This window comes from Conexibacter woesei DSM 14684 (genome assembly GCF_000025265.1).
In the GTDB taxonomy this organism is placed as follows: Bacteria; Actinomycetota; Thermoleophilia; order Solirubrobacterales; family Solirubrobacteraceae; genus Conexibacter; species Conexibacter woesei.
Genome location: NC_013739.1, coordinates 3,671,636 through 3,690,188, shown reverse-complemented (window position 1 = coordinate 3,690,188; position 18,553 = coordinate 3,671,636). Strand labels below are relative to the sequence as shown.

General features: G+C 73.6%; 22 protein-coding genes. 16 read left to right on the top strand and 6 right to left on the bottom strand.

The genetic code is table 11. The features are described from left to right. Positions 1 to 31: 31 nt before the first annotated feature. Genes CWOE_RS17310 through CWOE_RS17295 form a run of 4 tightly spaced genes read left to right on the top strand, consistent with a single transcriptional unit; the run spans position 32 to position 3,129 of the window. On the top strand, positions 32 to 436 hold the full coding sequence (locus CWOE_RS17310; RefSeq protein WP_041730612.1) for a TOBE domain-containing protein: 405 nt from the start codon (positions 32 to 34) through the stop codon (positions 434 to 436). Further along, positions 433 to 1,239 (top strand): molybdate ABC transporter substrate-binding protein, encoded by an 807-nt coding sequence (gene modA / locus CWOE_RS17305; protein WP_012934933.1) that lies wholly within the window; start codon positions 433 to 435, stop codon positions 1,237 to 1,239. The genes CWOE_RS17310 and modA overlap by 4 nt, the downstream gene beginning before the upstream one ends. Next, a complete protein-coding gene (locus CWOE_RS17300) occupies positions 1,236 to 2,063 on the top strand; it encodes an ABC transporter permease (RefSeq protein WP_012934932.1) in 828 nt (275 codons plus the stop codon). Before modA ends, CWOE_RS17300 begins: the two co-directional genes overlap by 4 nt. Further along, the gene (locus CWOE_RS17295) at positions 2,050 to 3,129 is read left to right on the top strand and encodes an ABC transporter ATP-binding protein (protein WP_012934931.1); all 1,080 of its coding nucleotides are present in this window, start codon (positions 2,050 to 2,052) and stop codon (positions 3,127 to 3,129) included. The genes CWOE_RS17300 and CWOE_RS17295 overlap by 14 nt, the downstream gene beginning before the upstream one ends. 48 nt (positions 3,130 to 3,177) lie before the next feature. On the opposite strand, the gene CWOE_RS17290 is transcribed toward CWOE_RS17295, so the two are convergent. Beyond that, positions 3,178 to 3,438: a hypothetical protein gene (locus tag CWOE_RS17290; protein ID WP_041730610.1), complete on the bottom strand. Its 261-nt coding sequence runs from the start codon at positions 3,436 to 3,438 to the stop codon at positions 3,178 to 3,180. 155 nt (positions 3,439 to 3,593) lie between these two features. Beyond that, positions 3,594 to 4,544 carry a YciE/YciF ferroxidase family protein gene (locus CWOE_RS17285; RefSeq protein ID WP_160165532.1) on the bottom strand — a complete coding sequence of 317 codons (951 nt, stop codon included), beginning with the start codon at positions 4,542 to 4,544 and terminating at the stop codon, positions 3,594 to 3,596. Between the two features lie 106 nt (positions 4,545 to 4,650). Between CWOE_RS17285 and CWOE_RS17280 the strand changes: the two genes are divergently transcribed. The 10 genes from CWOE_RS17280 (at position 4,651) to CWOE_RS17240 (ending at position 11,235) form a co-directional block, all read left to right on the top strand. Further along, complete coding sequence (locus CWOE_RS17280; protein ID WP_012934928.1) at positions 4,651 to 4,893, top strand: hypothetical protein; 243 nt, start codon at positions 4,651 to 4,653, stop codon at positions 4,891 to 4,893. Next, positions 4,890 to 5,090: a hypothetical protein gene (locus CWOE_RS33535; protein ID WP_012934927.1), complete on the top strand. Its 201-nt coding sequence runs from the start codon at positions 4,890 to 4,892 to the stop codon at positions 5,088 to 5,090. Before CWOE_RS17280 ends, CWOE_RS33535 begins: the two co-directional genes overlap by 4 nt. A 98-nt stretch (positions 5,091 to 5,188) precedes the next feature. Further along, the gene (locus CWOE_RS30910; protein WP_012934926.1) at positions 5,189 to 5,971 is read left to right on the top strand and encodes a tyrosine-protein phosphatase; all 783 of its coding nucleotides are present in this window, start codon (positions 5,189 to 5,191) and stop codon (positions 5,969 to 5,971) included. A gap of 37 nt (positions 5,972 to 6,008) precedes the next feature. Further along, positions 6,009 to 6,203, top strand: coding sequence for a hypothetical protein (locus CWOE_RS32880; protein WP_148261054.1), 195 nt, complete (start codon positions 6,009 to 6,011; stop codon positions 6,201 to 6,203). A 24-nt stretch (positions 6,204 to 6,227) separates the two neighbouring features. Next, positions 6,228 to 7,034: a HugZ family pyridoxamine 5'-phosphate oxidase gene (locus tag CWOE_RS17265; protein ID WP_012934925.1), complete on the top strand. Its 807-nt coding sequence runs from the start codon at positions 6,228 to 6,230 to the stop codon at positions 7,032 to 7,034. 85 nt (positions 7,035 to 7,119) lie between these two features. Then, the gene (locus tag CWOE_RS17260; RefSeq protein WP_160165531.1) at positions 7,120 to 7,413 is read left to right on the top strand and encodes an antibiotic biosynthesis monooxygenase family protein; all 294 of its coding nucleotides are present in this window, start codon (positions 7,120 to 7,122) and stop codon (positions 7,411 to 7,413) included. Further along, on the top strand, positions 7,410 to 8,294 hold the full coding sequence (locus CWOE_RS17255) for an ABC transporter substrate-binding protein (RefSeq protein ID WP_012934923.1): 885 nt from the start codon (positions 7,410 to 7,412) through the stop codon (positions 8,292 to 8,294). Before CWOE_RS17260 ends, CWOE_RS17255 begins: the two co-directional genes overlap by 4 nt. A gap of 9 nt (positions 8,295 to 8,303) precedes the next feature. Continuing rightward, positions 8,304 to 9,290, top strand: coding sequence for a FecCD family ABC transporter permease (locus CWOE_RS17250; RefSeq protein ID WP_012934922.1), 987 nt, complete (start codon positions 8,304 to 8,306; stop codon positions 9,288 to 9,290). Continuing rightward, positions 9,287 to 10,186 (top strand): ABC transporter ATP-binding protein, encoded by a 900-nt coding sequence (locus CWOE_RS17245; protein WP_012934921.1) that lies wholly within the window; start codon positions 9,287 to 9,289, stop codon positions 10,184 to 10,186. The genes CWOE_RS17250 and CWOE_RS17245 overlap by 4 nt, the downstream gene beginning before the upstream one ends. Further along, positions 10,183 to 11,235: a hypothetical protein gene (locus tag CWOE_RS17240; RefSeq protein ID WP_012934920.1), complete on the top strand. Its 1,053-nt coding sequence runs from the start codon at positions 10,183 to 10,185 to the stop codon at positions 11,233 to 11,235. Before CWOE_RS17245 ends, CWOE_RS17240 begins: the two co-directional genes overlap by 4 nt. Before the next feature lie 85 nt (positions 11,236 to 11,320). Here the strand turns inward: CWOE_RS17240 and CWOE_RS17235 are convergent, their stop codons facing one another. Beyond that, on the bottom strand, positions 11,321 to 12,604 hold the full coding sequence (locus CWOE_RS17235; protein ID WP_012934919.1) for an HtaA domain-containing protein: 1,284 nt from the start codon (positions 12,602 to 12,604) through the stop codon (positions 11,321 to 11,323). A gap of 103 nt (positions 12,605 to 12,707) precedes the next feature. Here CWOE_RS17235 and CWOE_RS17230 point away from each other — a divergent pair, with 103 nt between their 5' ends. Continuing rightward, positions 12,708 to 14,687, top strand: coding sequence for an FG-GAP-like repeat-containing protein (locus tag CWOE_RS17230; RefSeq protein WP_160165530.1), 1,980 nt, complete (start codon positions 12,708 to 12,710; stop codon positions 14,685 to 14,687). Positions 14,688 to 14,691: 4 nt separating this feature from the next. Here the strand turns inward: CWOE_RS17230 and CWOE_RS17225 are convergent, their stop codons facing one another. Together CWOE_RS17225 and CWOE_RS17220 are read right to left on the bottom strand one after the other, a co-directional pair. Further along, entirely contained in the window at positions 14,692 to 15,030 is a 339-nt protein-coding gene (locus CWOE_RS17225; protein WP_012934917.1) for an STAS domain-containing protein, read from the bottom strand. Between the two features lie 44 nt (positions 15,031 to 15,074). Next, positions 15,075 to 16,478, bottom strand: coding sequence for a dihydrolipoyl dehydrogenase family protein (locus tag CWOE_RS17220; protein WP_012934916.1), 1,404 nt, complete (start codon positions 16,476 to 16,478; stop codon positions 15,075 to 15,077). Positions 16,479 to 16,539: 61 nt separating this feature from the next. Here CWOE_RS17220 and CWOE_RS17215 point away from each other — a divergent pair, with 61 nt between their 5' ends. Then, complete coding sequence (locus tag CWOE_RS17215) at positions 16,540 to 17,361, top strand: SigB/SigF/SigG family RNA polymerase sigma factor (protein WP_012934915.1); 822 nt, start codon at positions 16,540 to 16,542, stop codon at positions 17,359 to 17,361. A gap of 16 nt (positions 17,362 to 17,377) precedes the next feature. Here CWOE_RS17215 and CWOE_RS17210 read toward each other — a convergent pair whose 3' ends face one another. Continuing rightward, positions 17,378 to 18,541 carry a baeRF10 domain-containing protein gene (locus CWOE_RS17210; protein ID WP_041730604.1) on the bottom strand — a complete coding sequence of 388 codons (1,164 nt, stop codon included), beginning with the start codon at positions 18,539 to 18,541 and terminating at the stop codon, positions 17,378 to 17,380. Between the last annotated feature and the right edge of the window lie 12 nt (positions 18,542 to 18,553).

Genomic DNA, 18,553 nt, shown 5'->3' with positions numbered 1-18,553 from the left:
GGATCGTTTTGCCTATGCAATGCTTAGGCAGATGGCGAGATCGGGCACACCGCTCACGATCGGCGAGGCGGCGCAGGCGCTCGGCGTCAGCGCCGACACGCTGCGCCGCTGGGACCGCGACGGCAGACTGCGGACTGTCCGCGACGCCCGCAACCACCGGCTCGTCCCGCGCGCGGAGGTCGAGCGGCTGAGCGCGCGGCCGCGCCGTCACCGGACCGGCACGCCGCTGTCCGCGCGCAACCGCTTCCCGGGCGTGATCCGCTCGGTCGAGGTCGACGGCGTGATGGCGCTGGTCGAGATCGAGGCCGGTCCGTTCCTCGTCACGGCCGCTGTAACGCGCGACTCGGTCGAGGAGATGGGGCTGGCGCCGGGGATGCACGCGACCGCGCGGGTGAAGGCGACGTCGGTGATGATCGAGGACGGAGGCGGCAGATGAAGCGGCTGAGGCTGCTGCTGGTCGCGATCGCGCTGGCGGCGGCGCTCGCCGGCGCGGGCTGCGGCAGCGACGACGACGGCGGCTCAGGCTCCGGCTCTGGCGCGACCGCCGCGGGCGACGCCGACGGCGACCTCGTCGTCTCCGGCGCGACATCGCTCAAGCAGGCGTTCGAGCAGTACGGCGAGCAGCTCGGCGGCGACGTGCGCTTCCAGTTCGCCGGCTCCGACGAGCTGGCGGCGCAGATCCGCCAGGGCGTCAGACCGGACGTCTTCGCCTCCGCCAACACGACGCTGCCGGACGAGCTGCACAGCGAGGGACTGGTGGGGGAGCCGGTCGTCTTCGCCGCCAACAGGCTCGTGATCGCGGTTCCGTCCGACGGCGCGCGCGTGAGATCGGTCGCCGACCTGGCGAGATCGGGCGTCACGATCGCGATCGGCTCCGAGAGCGTGCCGATCGGCGCCTACACGCGCAGAGTGCTGGCAAGACTCGGCAGCGAGCAGAGCGACGCGATCCTCGCCAACGTCCGCTCGAACGAGCCCGACGTCGGCGGCGTCGTCGGCAAGGTCTCCCAGGGTGCGGTCGACGCCGGCTTCGTCTACGTGACCGACGTCGACGGCGCGAGCGGCAAGCTGAACGCGATCGAGCTGCCGCAGCGGATCCAGCCGAGCGTCGCGTACGCGGCGGCGGTCGTCGACGGCGCCGAGCACCCGGCCGCGGCGCGCAGATTCGTCGACGGGCTGCTCAGCGGGGAGGGGGCGGCGGCGCTGAGAGCGGCGGGCTTCGAGCCGCCGCCGACGGGGTGAGCGCGCAACCGCTCGCGCCGCGCGAGCGGTTTCCGCGCCTGCGCGCCGCCTGGTTCCCTGCGCTGCTGGGGCTCTCGCTCGCCGTCGCGCTGACGTTCCTGACGCTCCCCGTCGTCGCGATCTTCGTCGACACCGGGCCGGGCCGGCTGCTCGACAGCCTCGGCGACCCCTCCTCGCGCGACGCGCTGCGGCTGAGCCTGCTGACGACGACGATCGCCGTCGCGATCATCGTCGTCGTCGGGACGCCGGCCGCCTACCTGCTCGCGACGCGCCGCTTCCGCGGACGGGAGCTGGTCGTGACGCTGGTCGAGCTGCCGCTCGTGCTGCCGCCGGCCGTCGCCGGCATCGGGCTGCTGGCGGCGCTCGGCCCGCGCGGGATCCTCGGCCCGGCGCTCGACGACCTCGGGATCAGACTCGTGCTGCAGACCGCCGGCGTCGTCGTCGCGCTCGTCTTCGTCTCGGCGCCGTTCTACCTGCGCGCGGCGCAGACGGCGTTCGCCGCGGTCGACCCGCGCTGGCGCGAGGCGTCGCGCACGCTCGGCGCGAGCGAGGCGCGCACGTTCGCGCGGATCGCCGTGCCGGCCGCGCTGCCGGGGCTGGCGGCCGGGCTGGCGCTGGCGTGGGGGCGCGCGCTCGGCGAGTTCGGCGCGACGCTGATGTTCGCCGGCTCGTTCCGCGGGATCACGCAGACGGTCCCGCTCGCGATCTACGACCGCTTCGCGACCGACTTCGACGGCGCGCTCGCGCTGTCGGCGGTGCTGGTGGCGGTCTCCGCCGCGCTGCTGCTGACGGTGAAGCTGGTGGGGCGCGATGCTCTCCGCTGAGCTGCGCACGCGCATCGGCACGCTCGACCTCGACGTCGCGCTCGACGTCCCCGCCGGCCGCTGCGTCGCGCTCGCCGGGCCGAGCGGCGCCGGCAAGACGACCGTGCTGCGCGCGGTCGCGGGGCTCGTGCGGCCGGAGCGGGGGCAGATCGCGTGCGGCGAGGAGACGTGGCTCGACAGCGCGCGCGGGATCGACGTCGCGCCCGAGCGGCGCGGCTGCGGCTACGTCTTCCAGGACTACGCGCTGTTCGGTCATATGAGCGCGTGGCGCAACGTCGCGTACGGCCTCGGGCACCTGCCGCGCGGCGAGCGGCGCGGGCGGGCGCACGCGCTGCTGGAGCGGTTCGGGATCGCCGGCGCGCTGGCGGACGCGCGCCCGGCGCAGCTGTCCGGCGGCGAGCGTCAGCGGGTCGCGCTCGCGCGGGCGCTCGGGCCGCGCCCGCGCGTGCTGCTGCTCGACGAGCCGCTCTCCGCGCTCGACGCGCGCACCCGTGCGAGCGCCGGCCGCGAGCTGGCGCGGCTGCTGGGCGAGCTGGACGTGCCGGCGCTGCTCGTCACGCACGACTTCGCCGAGGCGGCGCTGCTCGGCGACGAGGTCGCCGTGCTCGACGGCGGCCGGATCGTCCAGCGCGGTGCGGCCTCGGCGCTGGCGGCGGCGCCGGCGTCGGGCTTCGTCGCCGACTTCACCGGTGCGTCGGTGCTGCTGGGCGGGGTGCGCACGGGCGGCGGCGACGGGCGGCTGACGGCGATCGAGCTGGACGGCGGCGGCAGCGTCGTCGCGGCCGACCGGGGGGAGGGCGCGGTCGCGATCGCGGTGCACCCGTGGGACGTCACGGTCGAGCCGTCCGGCGGCGCGGCCGTGGCTGCGTCGTCGGCGCAGAACCGGCTGGAGGCAGAGGTTGTCACGGTGACGCCGATAGGCAACCGCGTGCGAGTCGGTCTGGCCGTTCCGCAGCCGCTCGCCGCGGAGGTGACGCAGGCGTCGGTCGAGCAGCTCGGACTGGTGCCGGGCGTGCGCGTCGTGGCGGTCTGGAAGGCGTCCGCGACGCGCGTCACCCCGCGCTGACGCGGTCGGGCGCGGTGTGTGCGGGGCTGCGGCGCGGGCGCTGCGCGCTCAGGCGTCGACGCGCAGGCGGGCGACGTGGATCGCGCCGGAGACGGAGTGCGCGACCGGCAGCGCGTCGCGCAGCGCCTCGATCTCGCGGCGGCGGAAGCGCGGCGAGCCGGTGACGCCGACGTCGCACGGGAAGGCGAGCCTGTGCGACCAGGTCTCGAGCGCCGTCACCGGGACGTTGAGCAGTGCGGCGGCTTCCGCGCAGGGCAGCTCACGGTCACCGGCTGCGTGCACCCCTGCGCGCTGCACGTCATGCGTCATCCCGTTCACCGTAACGCATATATCTGTCACCGGGCAGCTCTGAAAACAGTGCGTCGGCGCGATTGGCATGGTGAAGCTCTTCTCACTGGTCAAAACCGCTTTTGCGGAAATCCGGACGTTTGCGCGCCGACACGGTCGCGGTCGAACGAGCGCGCTCACCGCCTGCCGGCGGGCGCGCGATCGCCGTGCTCGGTCCCGCCGCGCTTGCGCTCGGCCGCCTCCAGCACGGTCCGGCGGTGCTTGTGCGCACGCTCGTAGGTCGCGACGTGGCGCAGCTGCGCGGGCGTCAGCGCGTCGAGTCTGCCGACGACGCGGTCGGCGTTCAGCTCGTCGTATCTGGCGAACGGCTGGCGCTGCTCCTCACGCTCCTCGGTCGTCGCGCTCGTGGCGGACGAGCCGATCGCAGCGCGGGCCGCGCCAGCGGCGTCGTCGACCGCGCCGGCGGCTGCGCGTCTCGTGTCGGCCGCGGCTCTCCGCACCGCGCGCGTCGTGCCCTGCACGGCGTCGGAGACGTTGCGCTCCGTATCCCGCACCGTGCGCTGCGCCGTCTGCGCCGCACCGGTTCTGCCGGCGTCGAACGTCGGTCTGCCGTCGACCTCGGCGCCGACGACGGCGTCGGTCAGCGCCGGCAGCTGCTGACGCAGCGCTCTCAGCATCCGCTCCTCGTCGGCGCGGTGATCGGCCGCGAGTCTGGCGGTCGGCTTGTCGCCGGCGCGCAGCGCGAGCTGCTCGAGCGCGTCGTAGGTCGCGATCTCCAGCGCCTCGGTGGCGCACTCGTCCTTCGCGTTCTTGAGCAGCTTCTCCTCGGCGCTCGCGCCGCGGAGCACGTCGAGCGGCGCCTTGCCGAGCGCGAGCAGCTGGCCCGCGAGCTGCTGGCCGATCCCGTAGACGGTCCCGGCCACGGTCGGCGCGGCGTCGAGATCGGACAGCCGACGGCCGACCCGGTCGGCATGGTCGCGCGTCTCGCGCAGGTGGCGCTCCAGGATGCGGCGGTAGCCGCCGCTCGGCGTCATCGCGATGTGCGCCTGCAGTGTGCGCACCAGCGCCAGCTCCATCGCGCGCGCTTCGTTCAGGTATTGAACGATCTTGTCTTCGGTCGTTGTCATCGCGCTCATCTGCCCCGCCCACTGCACCGGCAAACTGCCATTTGTGCGTTCGTTTCGCGCTGCGCCGCCGGGGTACCCGAGGGGCAACGAACGAGAGGAGGCCGCCATGCCCGCCGCAGCAGGCCAGCCGGCGCTGGAGGTCCCCGAGCCGGTGGAGCCGGACCAGCCGCTTCCCGGCGACCCGGGACCGACAGTCCCGGATCCCGATCCGCCGCAGCCGCCCGACGCGCCGCCCGGCCCGGAGGTCCCGGAGCCGCAGCCGCCCGTCGAGCCCGACCCGCCGGCACCCGACATCCCCAGCCCGGACCCGAAGGGGCCTGAGACGACGACCGAGCAGGAGCTGTCATGACCGAGACGCCGAAGCAGTCCGACCAGCTGCCCGAGGAGGCGCCCGCCGAGCAGGTGCCCGACGACGTCCCCGGCGCCGACCTCGGCGCGGCGCGCGAGGCGGCCGAGCGCCATGCCAAGCGCGAAGGGCAGGACCAGGAGGAGATCGGCTACAGGGAGAACGCGGAGGAGGACGCGTATCGCAGAAGGGAGAGATGACGAGCTGCGAGGAGGGGCGCGGAAACACGCCGTGAAACTTCCGTGAAGGTTCACATTTGCAGCACTTTCGGTGGGTGGCGCGGGCGTAGTCTCGCCCCATGTCGTACGTCGACCTCCACTGCCACCTGCTCCCCGGCCTCGACGATGGGGCGGCCACCTACGACGACACGCTGCGGCACGCGCGCCGGCTGCACGCCGAGGGCGTCCGCGACGTCGCCTGCACGCCGCACGTCAAGCGGGACGAGTTCCCCGGTGTCGCGGTGCGCGAGATCGTCGAGCGGGTCGCGCACGCGCAGCGCCGCATCGCCGCCGCCGGGCTTGCGATCCGCCTGCATTCGGGCGCCGAGCTGGCCCACGCGGACGCGCTGCTGCTGCCCGCGAGCGACCTCGAGCGGATCGCGCAGGGGCCGGCCGACGCGCGCTGGCTGCTGCTCGAATGCCCGTTCGACGGGATCGACGACGACTTCGCGCTCGCCGCCGCCCGCCTGCGCGAGCTCGGCTTCGGCCTGCTGCTCGCGCACCCCGAGCGCAGCGCCGGCCTGCTCGCCGGCGACGGCCTCGCACGGCTGCGCCCGCTGCTCGCGCACGGCGCGCTGCTGCAGGTCAACGTCTGCTCGCTGCTCGGCAACCACGGCCTCGACGTGCAGGACGCCGCGGTGCGGCTCGTGCGCGAAGGCGTCGCCTTCTGCCTCGCCTCCGACGGCCATCCGGGCTCGCGCGAGCAGACGCTCCAGCTCGGCTTCCACCTGCTGCTGCGCGCGGGCGCGTCGAGCACGCAGGCGTACCGGCTGACGCAGGCGAACCCGCGGCTGCTCCTGCGGGACGGTGTGACACGGCCGCTGTTCGATGTGGAGCAGCGGGCGCTCGCCGCGGCGGCCTGACGGCCGGGCCGCGGCGAATCAGCTTCGGCGGTCGGCGATGGGTGCGCTCGCCGATCGCGACCCGGACGAGCGCGAAGCGGCGGCTTCGGCGCCGCCCGCGCGGGCCGGCGCACCCGGCGACGACCGGCGGCGGCGGGTCGCGCGGGAGGCCGTCGAACTGCGCGTGCGGGAGTTGCTGACGCGCGAACGGGAACGCGCGCGCGGGATATCAAGGCGAGCGCGCCAGCTTTAGGCTACCCTAACGCGCATGTCCACTATGCGCGCGCCGAACCCCGATCATCAGGCCCCCGAGGGATTCCAGTACTTCCCGCCGCCGCTGGAGGCCGCTGAGCCGGGTCCGCGCCGCACGCCGGCCGAGGAAGCGCGCACGCTGCTGGCCCACTCGACCGTCGCGACGCTCGCGACGACGAGCGAGGACGGCACGCCGTGGGCGTCGATGGTCGTCTTCGGCACGCTCGCCGACGGCGCGCCCGTGATCTTCGTCTCGACGCTCGCCGAGCACGGCCGCAACCTCGAGCGCGAGCAGCGCGGCAGCCTGATGGTGGCGGCGCCGATCACGAACCCGGATCCGCTCCAGAGCGGCCGCGTGACGCTCGCCGGCCGCTGGGAGAAGCCCGAGGGCGCGCGCGAGGAGGAGGCCCGCGAGGCCGCCTACCGCGCGATGCCGTACGGCAGAACGTACGCCAAGTTCGGCGACTTCTCGCTGTGGGTGCTGAACGTCGACCGCGTCCGCTGGGTCGGTGGCTACGGCGTGATGGGCTCTGACGACGCGGCGGCGTACAAGGCGGCCGAGGTCGACCCGACCGCGCCGAACGCCGACTACGCGGTCGAGCACCTCAACGACGACCACGCGGACGCGCTGCTGCTGATCTCGCAGAGACTGGCCGGATACTCCGACGGCACCGCCGCGACGTGCACGGCGATCGACCGCTACGGGATGGACCTCTCGATCGACACGCCGCGCGGCAAGGCGCCGGCGCGGATCGGCTTCGCCGAGCGTGCGACGGAGCCCGACGGCCTGCGCGCCGCGACGGTCGAGCTCGCCAAGCGCGCGCGAGGCTGACCTCTTCGGTTACCCTCATTAGGTCTACCTAAGACGGTCCCGAAACCTTGATACGAGCAGCGAGAGGAACCACATGATCGTGGTCATGAACGTGGTCAGCGCGGCCGAGGGTCGCGCCGCCGACTTCGAGGAGGCGTTCCGCACGCGCGAGAGCCACCTGTCCGGCGTCGAGGGCTTCCTCGGCTTCGAGCTCCTGCGCCGCGAAGGCGAGAACGAATACCTCGTCACGAGCCGCTGGGAGAGCCGCGAGGCGTTCCAGGGCTGGCTCAGAAGCGACGCGTTCCGCAAGGCCCACTCCCACGGCGGCGGCCAGGGCCAGCTCTCGCACGGCAACGAGGTCCGCACCTACGAGGTGCTCCAGCGCGAGGTGCCGGCATGACCCGCGTGCCCATGACCCGCCTGCGCACCGCCTGCGTCGCGCTCCTCGCCGCGCTGCTGCTCGTCCTCACGGCGTCCGCGGCCGCCCAGGCCGCGACCCCGCGGATCGTCGCGCTGACGCCGTTCCAGGCGAACACGCTGATGGCGCTGGACGTCAAGCCGGTCGCGATCGGCGCGCTGCCGTCGGGCGACACAAAGGTCTCGAAGCGCCTGAAGGGTGTCAAGCGCCTCGCGCTCAACCACACGACCGGCGGCCCGAACCTCGAGGAGCTGGCGCTCCTCAATCCGCAGCTGGTGCTGTCCGCGCCGATCTGGAACAAGAGCGCTGCGGGCATGCGCGGTCTGGGCATCCGCGTCGTCATGAGCGACCCGGAGCGCGTCTCAGACGTCGCGCGGCAGACGGAGTTCATCGGCCAGCTCGTCGGCAGACGCAAGGAGGCTGCGAGCTACGCGGCGCTCCAGCGCAAGAACATCAAGGTCGCGCAGGGCAAGATCAAGCGCAACCCCCGCGTCCTCGTCGTGCTCGGCGTCGGCCGTCGCACGCTGGCGTTCCTGCCCGAGACGTGGGGAGGAGACCTCGTCACCGCAGCCGGCGGACGACTGGTCACCGAGGGCATGAGCGGCACCGGCGGCTTCGCGCCGATCTCCGCCGAGACGATCCTGCAGAAGAACCCTGACGTGATCATCGCCGTGCCGCACGGCAACCCCAGCGACATGGGCAAGGTCGTCTCGTTCCTCAAGACGAACCCGGCGTGGAAGGGCACCAAGGCCCAGCGGAGCAACAGAATCTACGTGTCGACCGACAACTCGCTGCTGCAGGCGTGGGAGACGGCGGCGACGTCGATCTACGACGTGCAGACGAAGTACTTGAGAAACCGGTAGCGAGGGCCGTTGAGCCTTCGACAGATCCTGGTGGTCGCCGTCGCGGCGACCACCCTGGTCGCCGCAGCGGCCGCGTCGATGACGCTCGGGGCGGTGCACGTGCCGCTCGCGACCGTGCTCGACGCGCTGACCGGGCAGGCTCAGCCGGGACCGCTGAAGCAGATCGTCCTTGAGCTGCGCCTGCCGCGCACGATCGAGGCGCTGTCGGTCGGTGCCGCGCTCGGCGTCGCCGGCGCGCTGCTGCAGGGGGCGCTGGCGAACCCGCTCGCGTCGCCTGACGTGATCGGCGTGACGGGCGGCGCCTCGTTCGGCGCGATGCTCGTCCTGCTCGCCTTCCCCGACAACATCGCGTTGCTGCCGGTCGGCGCGCTCGTGTTCGGGCTGTTCGCGTCGGCGCTGGTCTTCGGGATCGCCAACAGCGGTGTGAACGCGGGCGGCGTCGGCCGGCTGATCCTCGCCGGCATCGCGATGACGGCCGCCTTCCAGGCCGCGACGACGTCGCTGATGACGGCCTTCCCGGAGCGCGTCCAGTCGGCGATCTTCTGGCTCGCCGGCGGGCTGACGACGAGCGGCTGGAGCAACCTGCGCGTCGTCTGGCCGTACTTCGCGGTCGGCTTCCTGCTCGCGATCATGCTGACGCGACCGCTCAACCGGCTCGCGCTCGGCGACGACGTCGCCGCGTCGCTCGGCTCCAAGCCGCGCGTGATCCGTCTGATCGCGGCGGTCTCCGCGGCGCTGCTGGCGGCGTCCGCCGCGGCGATCGCCGGCCTCGTGACCTTTCTCGGGCTGTTCATCCCACACGTCGTGCGGATGGCCGCAGGGACCTCGTCGCAGACGTTCGTCGTCCCGACCTCGGCGCTCGCCGGCGCTGCGCTGATGATGGCCGGCGACACGCTCGCACGGACGGTGGCCGCGCCGATCGAGCTGCCGGTCGGCCCGCTGATGGTGCTGATCGGCGTCCCGCTGTTCCTCGTGCTGCTGCGGAGAGCGGTGTGAGCGCGCTGCTCCAGCGCCGACAGCCCGCGTTCGTGGCCGGCGCGCCGCTGCTCGACGCGCGCGACGTCGAGGTCGCGATCGGCGGCAAGACGATCCTGCACAGCGCGGATCTGGTCGTAGGAGCCGGAGAGCTGGTCGCGGTCGTCGGTCCCAACGGCGCCGGCAAGTCGACGTTCGTGCGTGCCGTCGCCGGATTGGAGTCGATGACGGCCGGGACGGTGCATTGGAGCGGCGTTCCCGTCACGGAGCTTCGAGGTCGTCAGCTGGCGGCGCTGCGGGCGTTCGTGCCGCAGCGCGCGCGCGTCCCCGACGGTGTGACGGTGCGCGAGGCCGTGCGGATCGGCCGCTCGCCGCACGTCAAGCCGCTCGGACGCATGACCCGCGCTGACCACGACGCGGTCGAGCGCGCGATCGCGCGGGCAGGAATCGAGCAGTTCGCCGAACGACGCCTTACGACGCTCTCCGGCGGCGAGCTGCAGCGGGTCCAGATCGCGGTCGGGCTGGCGCAGGAGGCTCCGGTGCTGATGGCCGACGAGCCGACCTCTGCGCTCGACCTCGGCGCGACTGCGACGCTCGCCCAACTGCTGCGCGGGCTGACGCACGAAGGGCTCGCCGTCGTCCTTGTCGTGCACGATCTCTCCCTCGCTGCAGCGGTCGCCGACACCGTCGTCGTGATCGCGCACGGACGCTCTGTCGCGACCGGAGCGCCCGGCGAGGTCCTCGTCCGCGAACGGCTCGCGGACGTCTGGCATGTGGATGCGGCGCTCGAGACACGCTCGGACGGACACACCGCGCTGCACGTGGCATGGCTCGGCGCGAGGGATCGCGCCGCCGCCGCAGGCGACGGATCGCAACTCACTGACGAACCACCCGACGAAAGGACGTCGCTCCAATGACGACATCCCTCACCGGCCGCTCGCGCGCACGCCGCGCGCTGCTGCTGTCCACCGCCGCGCTCGGCGCGGCGGCCATCGCTGCACCGGCTGCTTCGGCCGCCGTCACGCTCGACTGGTCGACGGCCAACGTCGCGAACTCGGCTGCCCCCGCGGACACCGAGCGTACGTGGCTCGGTTACGTGACGAATCCGGCGAGATTCTCAGCTAAGGGCACCGCCTCGCCGATCGCGCCTGCGACGGGTCCGACCGTCACGCCGACCAGCCCGCGTGGCGTCGACCAGGTCGCGACGTGGTCGCTGCCGGCGACGAGCGGCAGCCTGAACCCGATCGCGCTGACCGGATCGATGGAATTCCAGGGTGGCGTGAGATTCGTCTCGCCCGGTCCGGCTCCTGCCGACGGCCACGGCTTCACGATCACGGTCGAGAACCCGCGAATCGTGCTCGACCCGGTGACAAGAACCGGTGAGCTCTACGCGACCGGGCTCAGAACGCCGAACGGCCCGGACACCGCGCCGGTCAGCTACGACCGTACCGAGCCGGTCTTCGCGTTCAGAACGATCGACTACTCGTTCCGCGCGGACGGTTCCACGAGCCTCACGCTCACCCCTGAGGTCGCTGAGTCGCTGTACGTCTTCCCGACCCCGTACGTCGCGGGCAGAGGCCCCGAGCGCAGACCGAACACGTTCGGCTCGTTCACGATCAACGTGCCCCTGAACAGCGGCCCGAAGGGCGACAAGGGCGACACCGGCGCCAAGGGCACCGACGGCAGAACCGGAACGAACGGAACCAACGGCAACGACGGCAAGAACGGGACGACGAAGGTCGTCCGCGTCCAGACGTCGACGCTGTCGAAGGCGCCGTTCAAGGGCAAGGCCCCGCGCAAGGTGCGCGTGACCGCGCGCAACAGCAGCAAGACGCTCGCGACCGGCACGGTCCGCGGCCGCACGCTGACGGTCACGCTCTCGGCTGACTCCAAGCGCAAGCAGTTGAAGGGCCTCTACACGCTGCGCGTCGTCGGCGGCAAGGCGACCGCGAAGGTTCGCCTGTAGCAGCGGAGCCGCATCACCGCAGAACGACGAAGGGCCCCGCCGCCGGCGGGGCCCTTCTGCGTTCAGGACGCGCTTCTGCGGCGGCTCAGTAGGTGAACGACAGCTGCACGCAGCCGTAGCCGCTGCCGACCGAGTAGAACCCGGCGAACGAGTCCGCACCGCCGTCGGCCAGTCTGCCGAGGATCGGGTCGTAGGTGATCGTTCTCGTCGCCGGGTCGACGGTGCGCGGCGCTCTGGCGACGTCGAGCGCCGTCAGCGGTCCGCGCTTGTTGCCGAGTCTGGTGTTGGCGCCTCCGTCGAAGCGGAAGATCGTGCGTGACGACGTGCCGTTGATCTCGACCTCCGGATCGGTGGCGGTCATGTCGATTCCGTGGTCGACGCGCAGGAACCGGACGGTGCCGCTGAAGTAGACGCCCGCAACGCCGCTCGCCTCGTCGTACCAGCCGTTCTTGAACGGGAACTCGAACGCATACGAGAGCGGGCCTGTCTCAGGTCTGGGATCGTCCTTGCAGAGATGCTGGCCGGCGAGGATCGGCGTCTGCGCGGTGGCACCCGAGACGGACGTTCCCTTCGTGCCGGCCGGCGCTTGGTTGTCTCCGGAGAGGTACGCGATCCAGGAGTCGCGCACCCACCACGTCAGTCTCGCTCCCGTGATGTTGACCGCGGCCGCAGGGCGTGCGAGCACCGGCGGCTCGGTCGCGATCGGGGGCGCTCTCGGCGTGTTCGGGTCGGTCGGGTTCGTCGGCCCGGGGTTTCTCGTTCCGGGGTTCGAGGTGCCGGGCTGGGTCGGAGCTCTTCTCGCTGCCCCGACGCTCGCACTCACCTTCGCGCTGCCGAGTGGGCCAGGGGCGAGTCTGCGGAGCGCGAGCGCGCGGCGCAGGGCGGTGGCGCCGGCGGCGGTGAGGCGGACGCTGCCGCCGGTCAGCCTCGCGGTGCCGGCGGTCTTGTCGATCGCGACGCTGCGCTTCGGCGCGGCGATCGTGAAGACGGTGATGCGCTTGGCGCCGAGCTTGGCGCTGACGCTGGAGCGGCTGCTGCCGACGCGCGTCTCCCACGCGGTCAGCTTCGCGCTGCGCGTGCGGCCTCTGACGCGGGTGCGGAAGGTGACGCTGCCGCCGTGCTTGAGCGTCGCTCCGGTGGCGACGGTCCCGCCGCTGACCGGCAGCGTGATCCGCTTCGCGGTCGCCTTCGCCGGCTTCTGCGCGGACAGCCGGACCTGCTGCGAGCTGAGCGATCTGGCGACCGCGCCCTTCAGGTCGATCGTCGTGGAGCCGCTGGTCGCGGCGCCGGCGTACGCGGGCGCGGCAGCGAGCGTGGTCAGCGCGGCCGCGGCGATGAGGCCCGCGGTCCGCGGTCGTCTGGAGAGCATTAGGGGACCCTAACAGAGTGCCCGTCGCCGCCCGCCGTCGTGAAGGTCGGCCCGGACCTCAGAAGCGCGCGTCGACGATGCCGGATCGTCGATGATCTGGCGCATGCGCACGATCAGCACCCTTCTCGCCGCCGCAGCCGCGCTGCTGGCGCTCACCGCTCCGGCGACCGCAGCGACGTTCAGCCCCGTCGCCGGCTCGCCGTTCGCGACGAGATCTACCGACACGATCGACCTCGACCTCGCCGACTTCGACCTCGACGGCCGCCTCGACGCGGTCGTCGCGGATCGCGGCGCCAGCGAGCTCGCGGTCCTGCGCGGCGCCGCGGGCGGCGGATTCGGCGCCCCGGAGGTCACGCCGATCGCGGGCCCCGGGCCGGTGCGGGTACAGGCCGCTGACCTCGACGACGACGGCTTCCCGGACGCGATCGTGCAGCGGCAGAACCAGTCGGACGTCACGGTGCTGCGCGGGGACGGCACGGGCGCGCTGACGCCGGTCGCCGGCTCGCCGTTCCCCGCCGCCGCGGAGATCTGGAGCATGGACGTCGCAGACGTGAACGGCGACGGCCGCCCTGACGTCGTCGCGGGGCTGCTCGACGGCCGCGTGCAGCCGCTGCTCGGCACCGGCGGCGGCAGACTGAGCGCGGGAGCCGTCGTCGACGTCGGCGGGGGCATGCTGCCGCTCGTCACGGCGGGGCGCTTCAACGCCGGCAGACGGGTCGACCTCGTGCTGGCGAGCCGCGTCGCGGCGACCGTCACCGTCCTGCGGGGCAACGGCGACGGCACGTTCGCGCCGGTGCCGGGCGGCTCGCTCGGCGTCGGCGCCGACCCCAGCGCGCTGGTCGCCGAGGACTTCGACGGAGACGGCGACCTCGACGTGGCGGCGAGCAGCCAGACGGACGGCACCGTGACGGTCGCGCTCGGCGACGGCACGGGCAGACTGGTCGTCGGCTCGACGGTCGCGGTGACGCAGACGCCGACGGACCTCGCCGCCGGCGACGCCGACGGAGACGGCGACCCTGACCTCGCCGTGGCACGGTACGACGCGAGCCGGGTCCAGTTGCTCGTCAATGCCGGCGACGGCACGTTCTCGACCGACCTCGACCCGCAGACGCCGGTCGTCGCCGATCCGATCGCCCTGACGGCCGGCGACCTCGACGGCGACGGGCTCGCCGACCTGCAGGTGCTCGGGCGCGGCCTCGTCGGCTCGCTGCGCAACGAGAGCGTCGCCGCCGTCACCGTCGACCAGCCCGCGCTCGGCTTCGCCGACCAGGCGGTCGGGACGCTCGGCGGCGGGCAGACCGTGAGAGTGACGAGCGCGGGCGCCCTGCGCCTGGACGTCGAGCAGCTGCGGCTCGACGGCGCGGCCGACGACTTCCTTCTGCTGCAGGACACGTGCAGCGGGCGCTCCTTCGCACGCGGCGCGTCCTGCTCGGTGCGCGTCCGGTTCGCGCCGACCGCCGCCGGCCCGCGCGCGGCGACGCTCGTCGTCGAGAGCGACGCCGCCGGCTCCGCGCCGGCCGTCGCGCTGTCGGGGACCGGGATCCTGATGCCGCCTCCGGTCGGCGGGAGAGATGGCGCCGACGGGAGAGACGGCGCGGCCGGCAGAGACGGTGCGGCCGGCAGAGACGGTGCGGCCGGCAGAGACGGTGCGGCCGGGCCCAGCGGCGCGGCGGGCAGAGACGGCGCGATCGGACCCAGCGGCCGGCGTGGTCGAGACGGTGCGGCCGGCCCCAGCGGCCCTGCCGGGCCTCGCGGCCCCGCGGGGCCGGAAGGCCCCCGGGGACGGCCTGGAGCACCCGCAGGAACGGCGCCGGCGGCCGCTTGCACGCGAGCAGGCACCCGCGCCGTGCGCTGCAGCATCACGCTCCGCGGCGCCCTGGCGGGCCGGCGCGGCGCGGTGGCGGTGCGACTGCTGCGCGGCCGCGCCCAGGCCGCGGCGACGCGGGGACGCGCCCGTGGCGGCCGCGTGTCCGTGACGCTGCGCTCACGCCGCGCGCTCCGCCGCGGGCGCTACCAGCTCGTCGTCGCGGCGAGCGCCCGCAAGGGCGCACCTGTGAGCCGGGCGTGGGTGACGATCCGCTGAGCGCTCAGAGCGCCTGGGCGCCGGCGGGCTCGTCGACCATCTCGAGCCGCTCGTCCAGGCGCGTCATGCGGAAGATCCGCTGGACCGCCTCGGGGCCGCGCACGACGACGAGTCTGCGCGACTGCTCGCGCGCTCGCGCGTCGGCGGCGACGACGATCCGCAGGCCGGTCGAGTCCATGAACGCGAGGCGCCGCAGGTCGAGCATCAGGGTCGGCGGCGCGTCGGTCTCGATCCGCGTCAGCTCGCGCTCGACCTGTCCGGCACTGGCGATGTCCAGCTCGCCTTCGAGTGCGAGGCGCACCGTCGTGCCGTCGGTCTCGGTGGTGAGTTCGAGCAGTGTCATCGGACGGACCTCACGATAGCGGCTCTCGCCTCCGCGAGGGCGGATCAGGTGCCGGCCCAGTCGGCCAGCTTCAACCACGCCTCGCTGAGCGTCGGGAACGCCGGCGCCGCGTGCACGAGACGGTCGACCGGCACCTCGCCGACGACGGCGACCGAGGCCGCGTGGACCATCTCGGCGACGTCCGGCCCGACGAACGTCGCGCCGACCAGCACCCGCCGCCGCTCGTCGACGACGAAGCGGACGCGCGCGTCCGCGCCCTTGCCCCAGAAGCTCGCTCCTGCGACCGCGTCGATCCGCCCGTCGACCGCCGTTGCCTGCACCCCGGCGTCGCGCGCCTGGTCGAGCGTCATGCCGACCGCCGCGACCTGCGGGGAGGTGAAGATCACGCGCGGCGGGGGACCGTCGTCGCGCAGCTCGGCGTCGTCTCTGCCGGCGATCGCGAGCGCGGCGATCCGCGCCTGCAGCTTGCCCTCGTGCGTCAGCAGCGCGCGGCCGTTGACGTCGCCGATCGCGTAGAGCCAGTCGCTGCCGGGCACGCGCAGCCGGGCATCGACCTCGACGTGTCTGCCGGGCTCCAGCCCGACCGTCTCCAACCCGAGCCCCTGCGTGCGCGGCGCGCGCCCTGCCGCCACGACGAGCACCTCGGCGCGCAGCTCCTCGCCGCCGTCGAGCGTCAGGACCGACTCGCCGGCGTCGGGATCGCGGCGCGCGCCGGACACCGTCGCGCCGAGCCGGACGTCGACGCCATGGCCGCGCAGGCCGTCGGCGACCAGCTCGGAGGCGATCTCCTCCTCCTGCGCGATCAGCCGCTCGCCGATCTCCACCAGCGTCACGTGCGCGCCGAAGCTCGACCACGCCTGCGCCATCTCGACGCCGACGACGCCGCCGCCGAGGATCAGGATCCGCGGCGGGACCTGCTGCGCGGTCGTGATCTCGCGGTTGGTCCACGGCTCGATCTCGGCGAGGCCGGGCACCGGCGGGATCGACGCGCCGCTGCCGGTAGCGAGCACGATCGCCCGGCGCGCCTGCAGTCGCAGCTCGCCTCCGTCGCCGGTGGCGACGACGAGCCGCCGTTCGCCGTCGAGCCGTGCGTCGCCGCGGATCAGCGTGATCCCGCGATCCTCCAGCCACGGCAGCTGCCCGCTGTCGTCCAGCTCGTGGATCACCTCGTCGCGACGGCGCAGCGCGACGATCGGCTCGACGGTCGCGTCGGTGACGCCGACGACGCGGTGCGTCTCCTCCGCCAGCTCGCCCGGCCGCAGCAGCGCCTTCGACGGCATGCACGCGTAGAAGGAGCATTCGCCGCCGATCAGCTCGCGCTCGACGAGCGCCGTCTCCAGCCCGGCACCGGCGAGCTTGCCGGCGCAGACCTCCCCGGCGGGGCCGCCCCCGACCACGATCGCGTCGAACAGGCGAGGGCTCGTGGCCGGCGCGGGGTCGAGGTTCACGCGCTGACCTTACCCCGCGCCTACGGTGCTCAACCTGACGGCGCTCGGGTAGCGCAAAGACATGCCGCCAATCAGTTCGGCGCGACGGCCGCACGCTCTGCGGCAGCGCGGCGAGGGCAAGGGGGACCGCCGTACCAGCGATCAGATCCACGGGACGCGACGGCTGCTGGAGCGCTACCACCTGCGCGGCGACGAGCGTGCGCGCGAAGAGCTGATCACGCGCTTCCTGCCGCTCGCCCGCCAGCTCGCGCTGCGCTATTACCACGGCCGCGAGCCGCTCGACGACCTCGTCCAGGTCGCGTCCGTCGGGCTCGTGAAAGCGGTCGACCGCTTCGAGGTGCGGCGCACGACCGCATTCGCCAGCTACGCGGTGCCGGTGATGCTCGGCGAGCTGCGGCGCTACTTCCGCGACAACGGCTGGGCGCTGCACGTGCCGCGCGGGCTGCAGGAGCGGGCGCTGGCGGTCGACAGAACGGCGGACCGGCTGCAGGTCGCCCAGGGCGCCGCACCGACGCCGGCGCAGATCGCCGAGCAGCTGAAGCTGACGGTCGAGGAGGTCGTCGAGGCGATGGCGGCCGCACGCGCGACCGACACCGTCTCGCTCGACGCGCCGCGCCCGAGCGCCGACGGCGAGCGCGACGCGCTCGTCGACTCGCTCGGCGCCGACGATTCCCGGCTCGAGCTGGTCGAGTACCGGGAAGCGATCGCCGGCGCGCTCGACGCGCTGCCGGTGCGCGAGCGCGAGATCCTGCGGCTGCGCTTCGAGGAGGACCGCACGCAGAGCGAGATCGCCGCCCGGCTCGGCGTCTCCCAGATGCAGATCTCGCGCCTGCTGCGGCGCACGCTCGAACGCCTGCGCAGGGTCGCCGAAGCGACCGCGTGAGGGAGCGCTGCGCCGCTCAGAACCGCAGCAGGGCGGCGATCCCGCCGTGCGGGCCCAGCTCCGGACGGTCGCGCAGCGAGCGCACGTCGGCGTTCTGGACGATCGCGGCGGCGATCGCGTCCTCCAGCACGTTCTCGCGCCGCTCCGCACGCTCCTCGCCCGATGGGCAGTCGGTCGGGCCGATGCCGAGCCAGCCCGACTGCGGGCAGACGTAGCCGGGGGAGGCGAAGCCGGCCTCGTAGAGCAGCGTCTCGACGCGGCGCTCGTTGAGCGCGTCGAGCACGGCGCCGAGCCCGCCGGCCGCGCGCTCGCCGTTCGCCAGCCCGGCGTTGAGGCGGTCGAGCAGGACGCGCAGGCGGCGCTCCTTCTCCGCCTCCAGCAGCGGCAGCGCGGCGGCGTACGCCTGCTCGGCGCTCGCGTGCTCGACGTCGACGTCGAAGCGGCCGAGCGAACGCTCGCGCAGGTAGGAGTGCAGCGCGCGCTCGAACTCGGGATACAGCTCCGCGGTCGCGCCGACCGCGAGCACGTCGAACGGGTGGCGCTGGAGATGGTCGAAGAGCACCTGCGCCGAGTGCTCCAGGTGCTTGCGGACCTCCTCCTCGATCGAGCGCTCGTAGTTCGCCTGCGACAAGCCGCCCTTGTCGTGCTGGTTGGGGACGTCGTCGGCGAACGCGGCGATCTCGCCCATGCTGCCGTCGGGCGTGTCGGCGAGGACCCGCAGCGTGCGGCGGCTGACGAGCGCGATGCAGCGGCGTGCGCGGCCGTGCCCGATCAGCGGATCCAGCCACGGCGTCCCGTTGACGACGACGGCACGGCGGACGGGATCGGGCAGGCGCAGCACCTCGAACAGGTCGGCGGACTCGGACGCGAACAGCGCCAGCGCGTGCGCGCCCTTGGCGGAGAAGTCGCCGCGCAGGTACTCCCGCACGCGCCCGACGTCCGCACGCAGCGCCATCAGCGCGGCGTGGTCGAGGTCGGCGTGACGGGCGCGGCGCTCCGCCTCGTCGACCAGCGACGAGACCTGGGACGCGCGCGCCGGCGGGGTCCCGAACGAAGTGGGGTCGAGGTCCATGTAGACGCTGAGCACCTTGAATCCGTTCTCGGGGTGCAGCGCGGCGAGCCGGCGGAGCCGGCCGTGGTCGAGGTCGTTGACCTGCACTGAGTCCTCCTCATGGGTCACCTGCTCTCCATG

Bases quoted from the DNA above. Each gene is read 5' to 3' on its own strand.
- CWOE_RS17310 (WP_041730612.1), top strand. From the start codon at position 32: ATGGCGAGATCGGGCACACCGCTCACGATCGGCGAGGCGGCGCAGGCG.
- modA (WP_012934933.1), top strand. From the start codon at position 433: ATGAAGCGGCTGAGGCTGCTGCTGGTCGCGATCGCGCTGGCGGCGGCG.
- CWOE_RS17295 (WP_012934931.1), top strand. From the start codon at position 2,050: ATGCTCTCCGCTGAGCTGCGCACGCGCATCGGCACGCTCGACCTCGAC.
- CWOE_RS17290 (WP_041730610.1), bottom strand. From the start codon at position 3,438: ATGACGCATGACGTGCAGCGCGCAGGGGTGCACGCAGCCGGTGACCGT.
- CWOE_RS17285 (WP_160165532.1), bottom strand. From the start codon at position 4,544: ATGACAACGACCGAAGACAAGATCGTTCAATACCTGAACGAAGCGCGC.
- CWOE_RS17280 (WP_012934928.1), top strand. From the start codon at position 4,651: ATGCCCGCCGCAGCAGGCCAGCCGGCGCTGGAGGTCCCCGAGCCGGTG.
- CWOE_RS33535 (WP_012934927.1), top strand. From the start codon at position 4,890: ATGACCGAGACGCCGAAGCAGTCCGACCAGCTGCCCGAGGAGGCGCCC.
- CWOE_RS30910 (WP_012934926.1), top strand. From the start codon at position 5,189: ATGTCGTACGTCGACCTCCACTGCCACCTGCTCCCCGGCCTCGACGAT.
- CWOE_RS32880 (WP_148261054.1), top strand. From the start codon at position 6,009: ATGGGTGCGCTCGCCGATCGCGACCCGGACGAGCGCGAAGCGGCGGCT.
- CWOE_RS17265 (WP_012934925.1), top strand. From the start codon at position 6,228: ATGCGCGCGCCGAACCCCGATCATCAGGCCCCCGAGGGATTCCAGTAC.
- CWOE_RS17260 (WP_160165531.1), top strand. From the start codon at position 7,120: ATGAACGTGGTCAGCGCGGCCGAGGGTCGCGCCGCCGACTTCGAGGAG.
- CWOE_RS17255 (WP_012934923.1), top strand. From the start codon at position 7,410: ATGACCCGCGTGCCCATGACCCGCCTGCGCACCGCCTGCGTCGCGCTC.
- CWOE_RS17240 (WP_012934920.1), top strand. From the start codon at position 10,183: ATGACGACATCCCTCACCGGCCGCTCGCGCGCACGCCGCGCGCTGCTG.
- CWOE_RS17235 (WP_012934919.1), bottom strand. From the start codon at position 12,604: ATGCTCTCCAGACGACCGCGGACCGCGGGCCTCATCGCCGCGGCCGCG.
- CWOE_RS17230 (WP_160165530.1), top strand. From the start codon at position 12,708: ATGCGCACGATCAGCACCCTTCTCGCCGCCGCAGCCGCGCTGCTGGCG.
- CWOE_RS17225 (WP_012934917.1), bottom strand. From the start codon at position 15,030: ATGACACTGCTCGAACTCACCACCGAGACCGACGGCACGACGGTGCGC.
- CWOE_RS17215 (WP_012934915.1), top strand. From the start codon at position 16,540: ATGCCGCCAATCAGTTCGGCGCGACGGCCGCACGCTCTGCGGCAGCGC.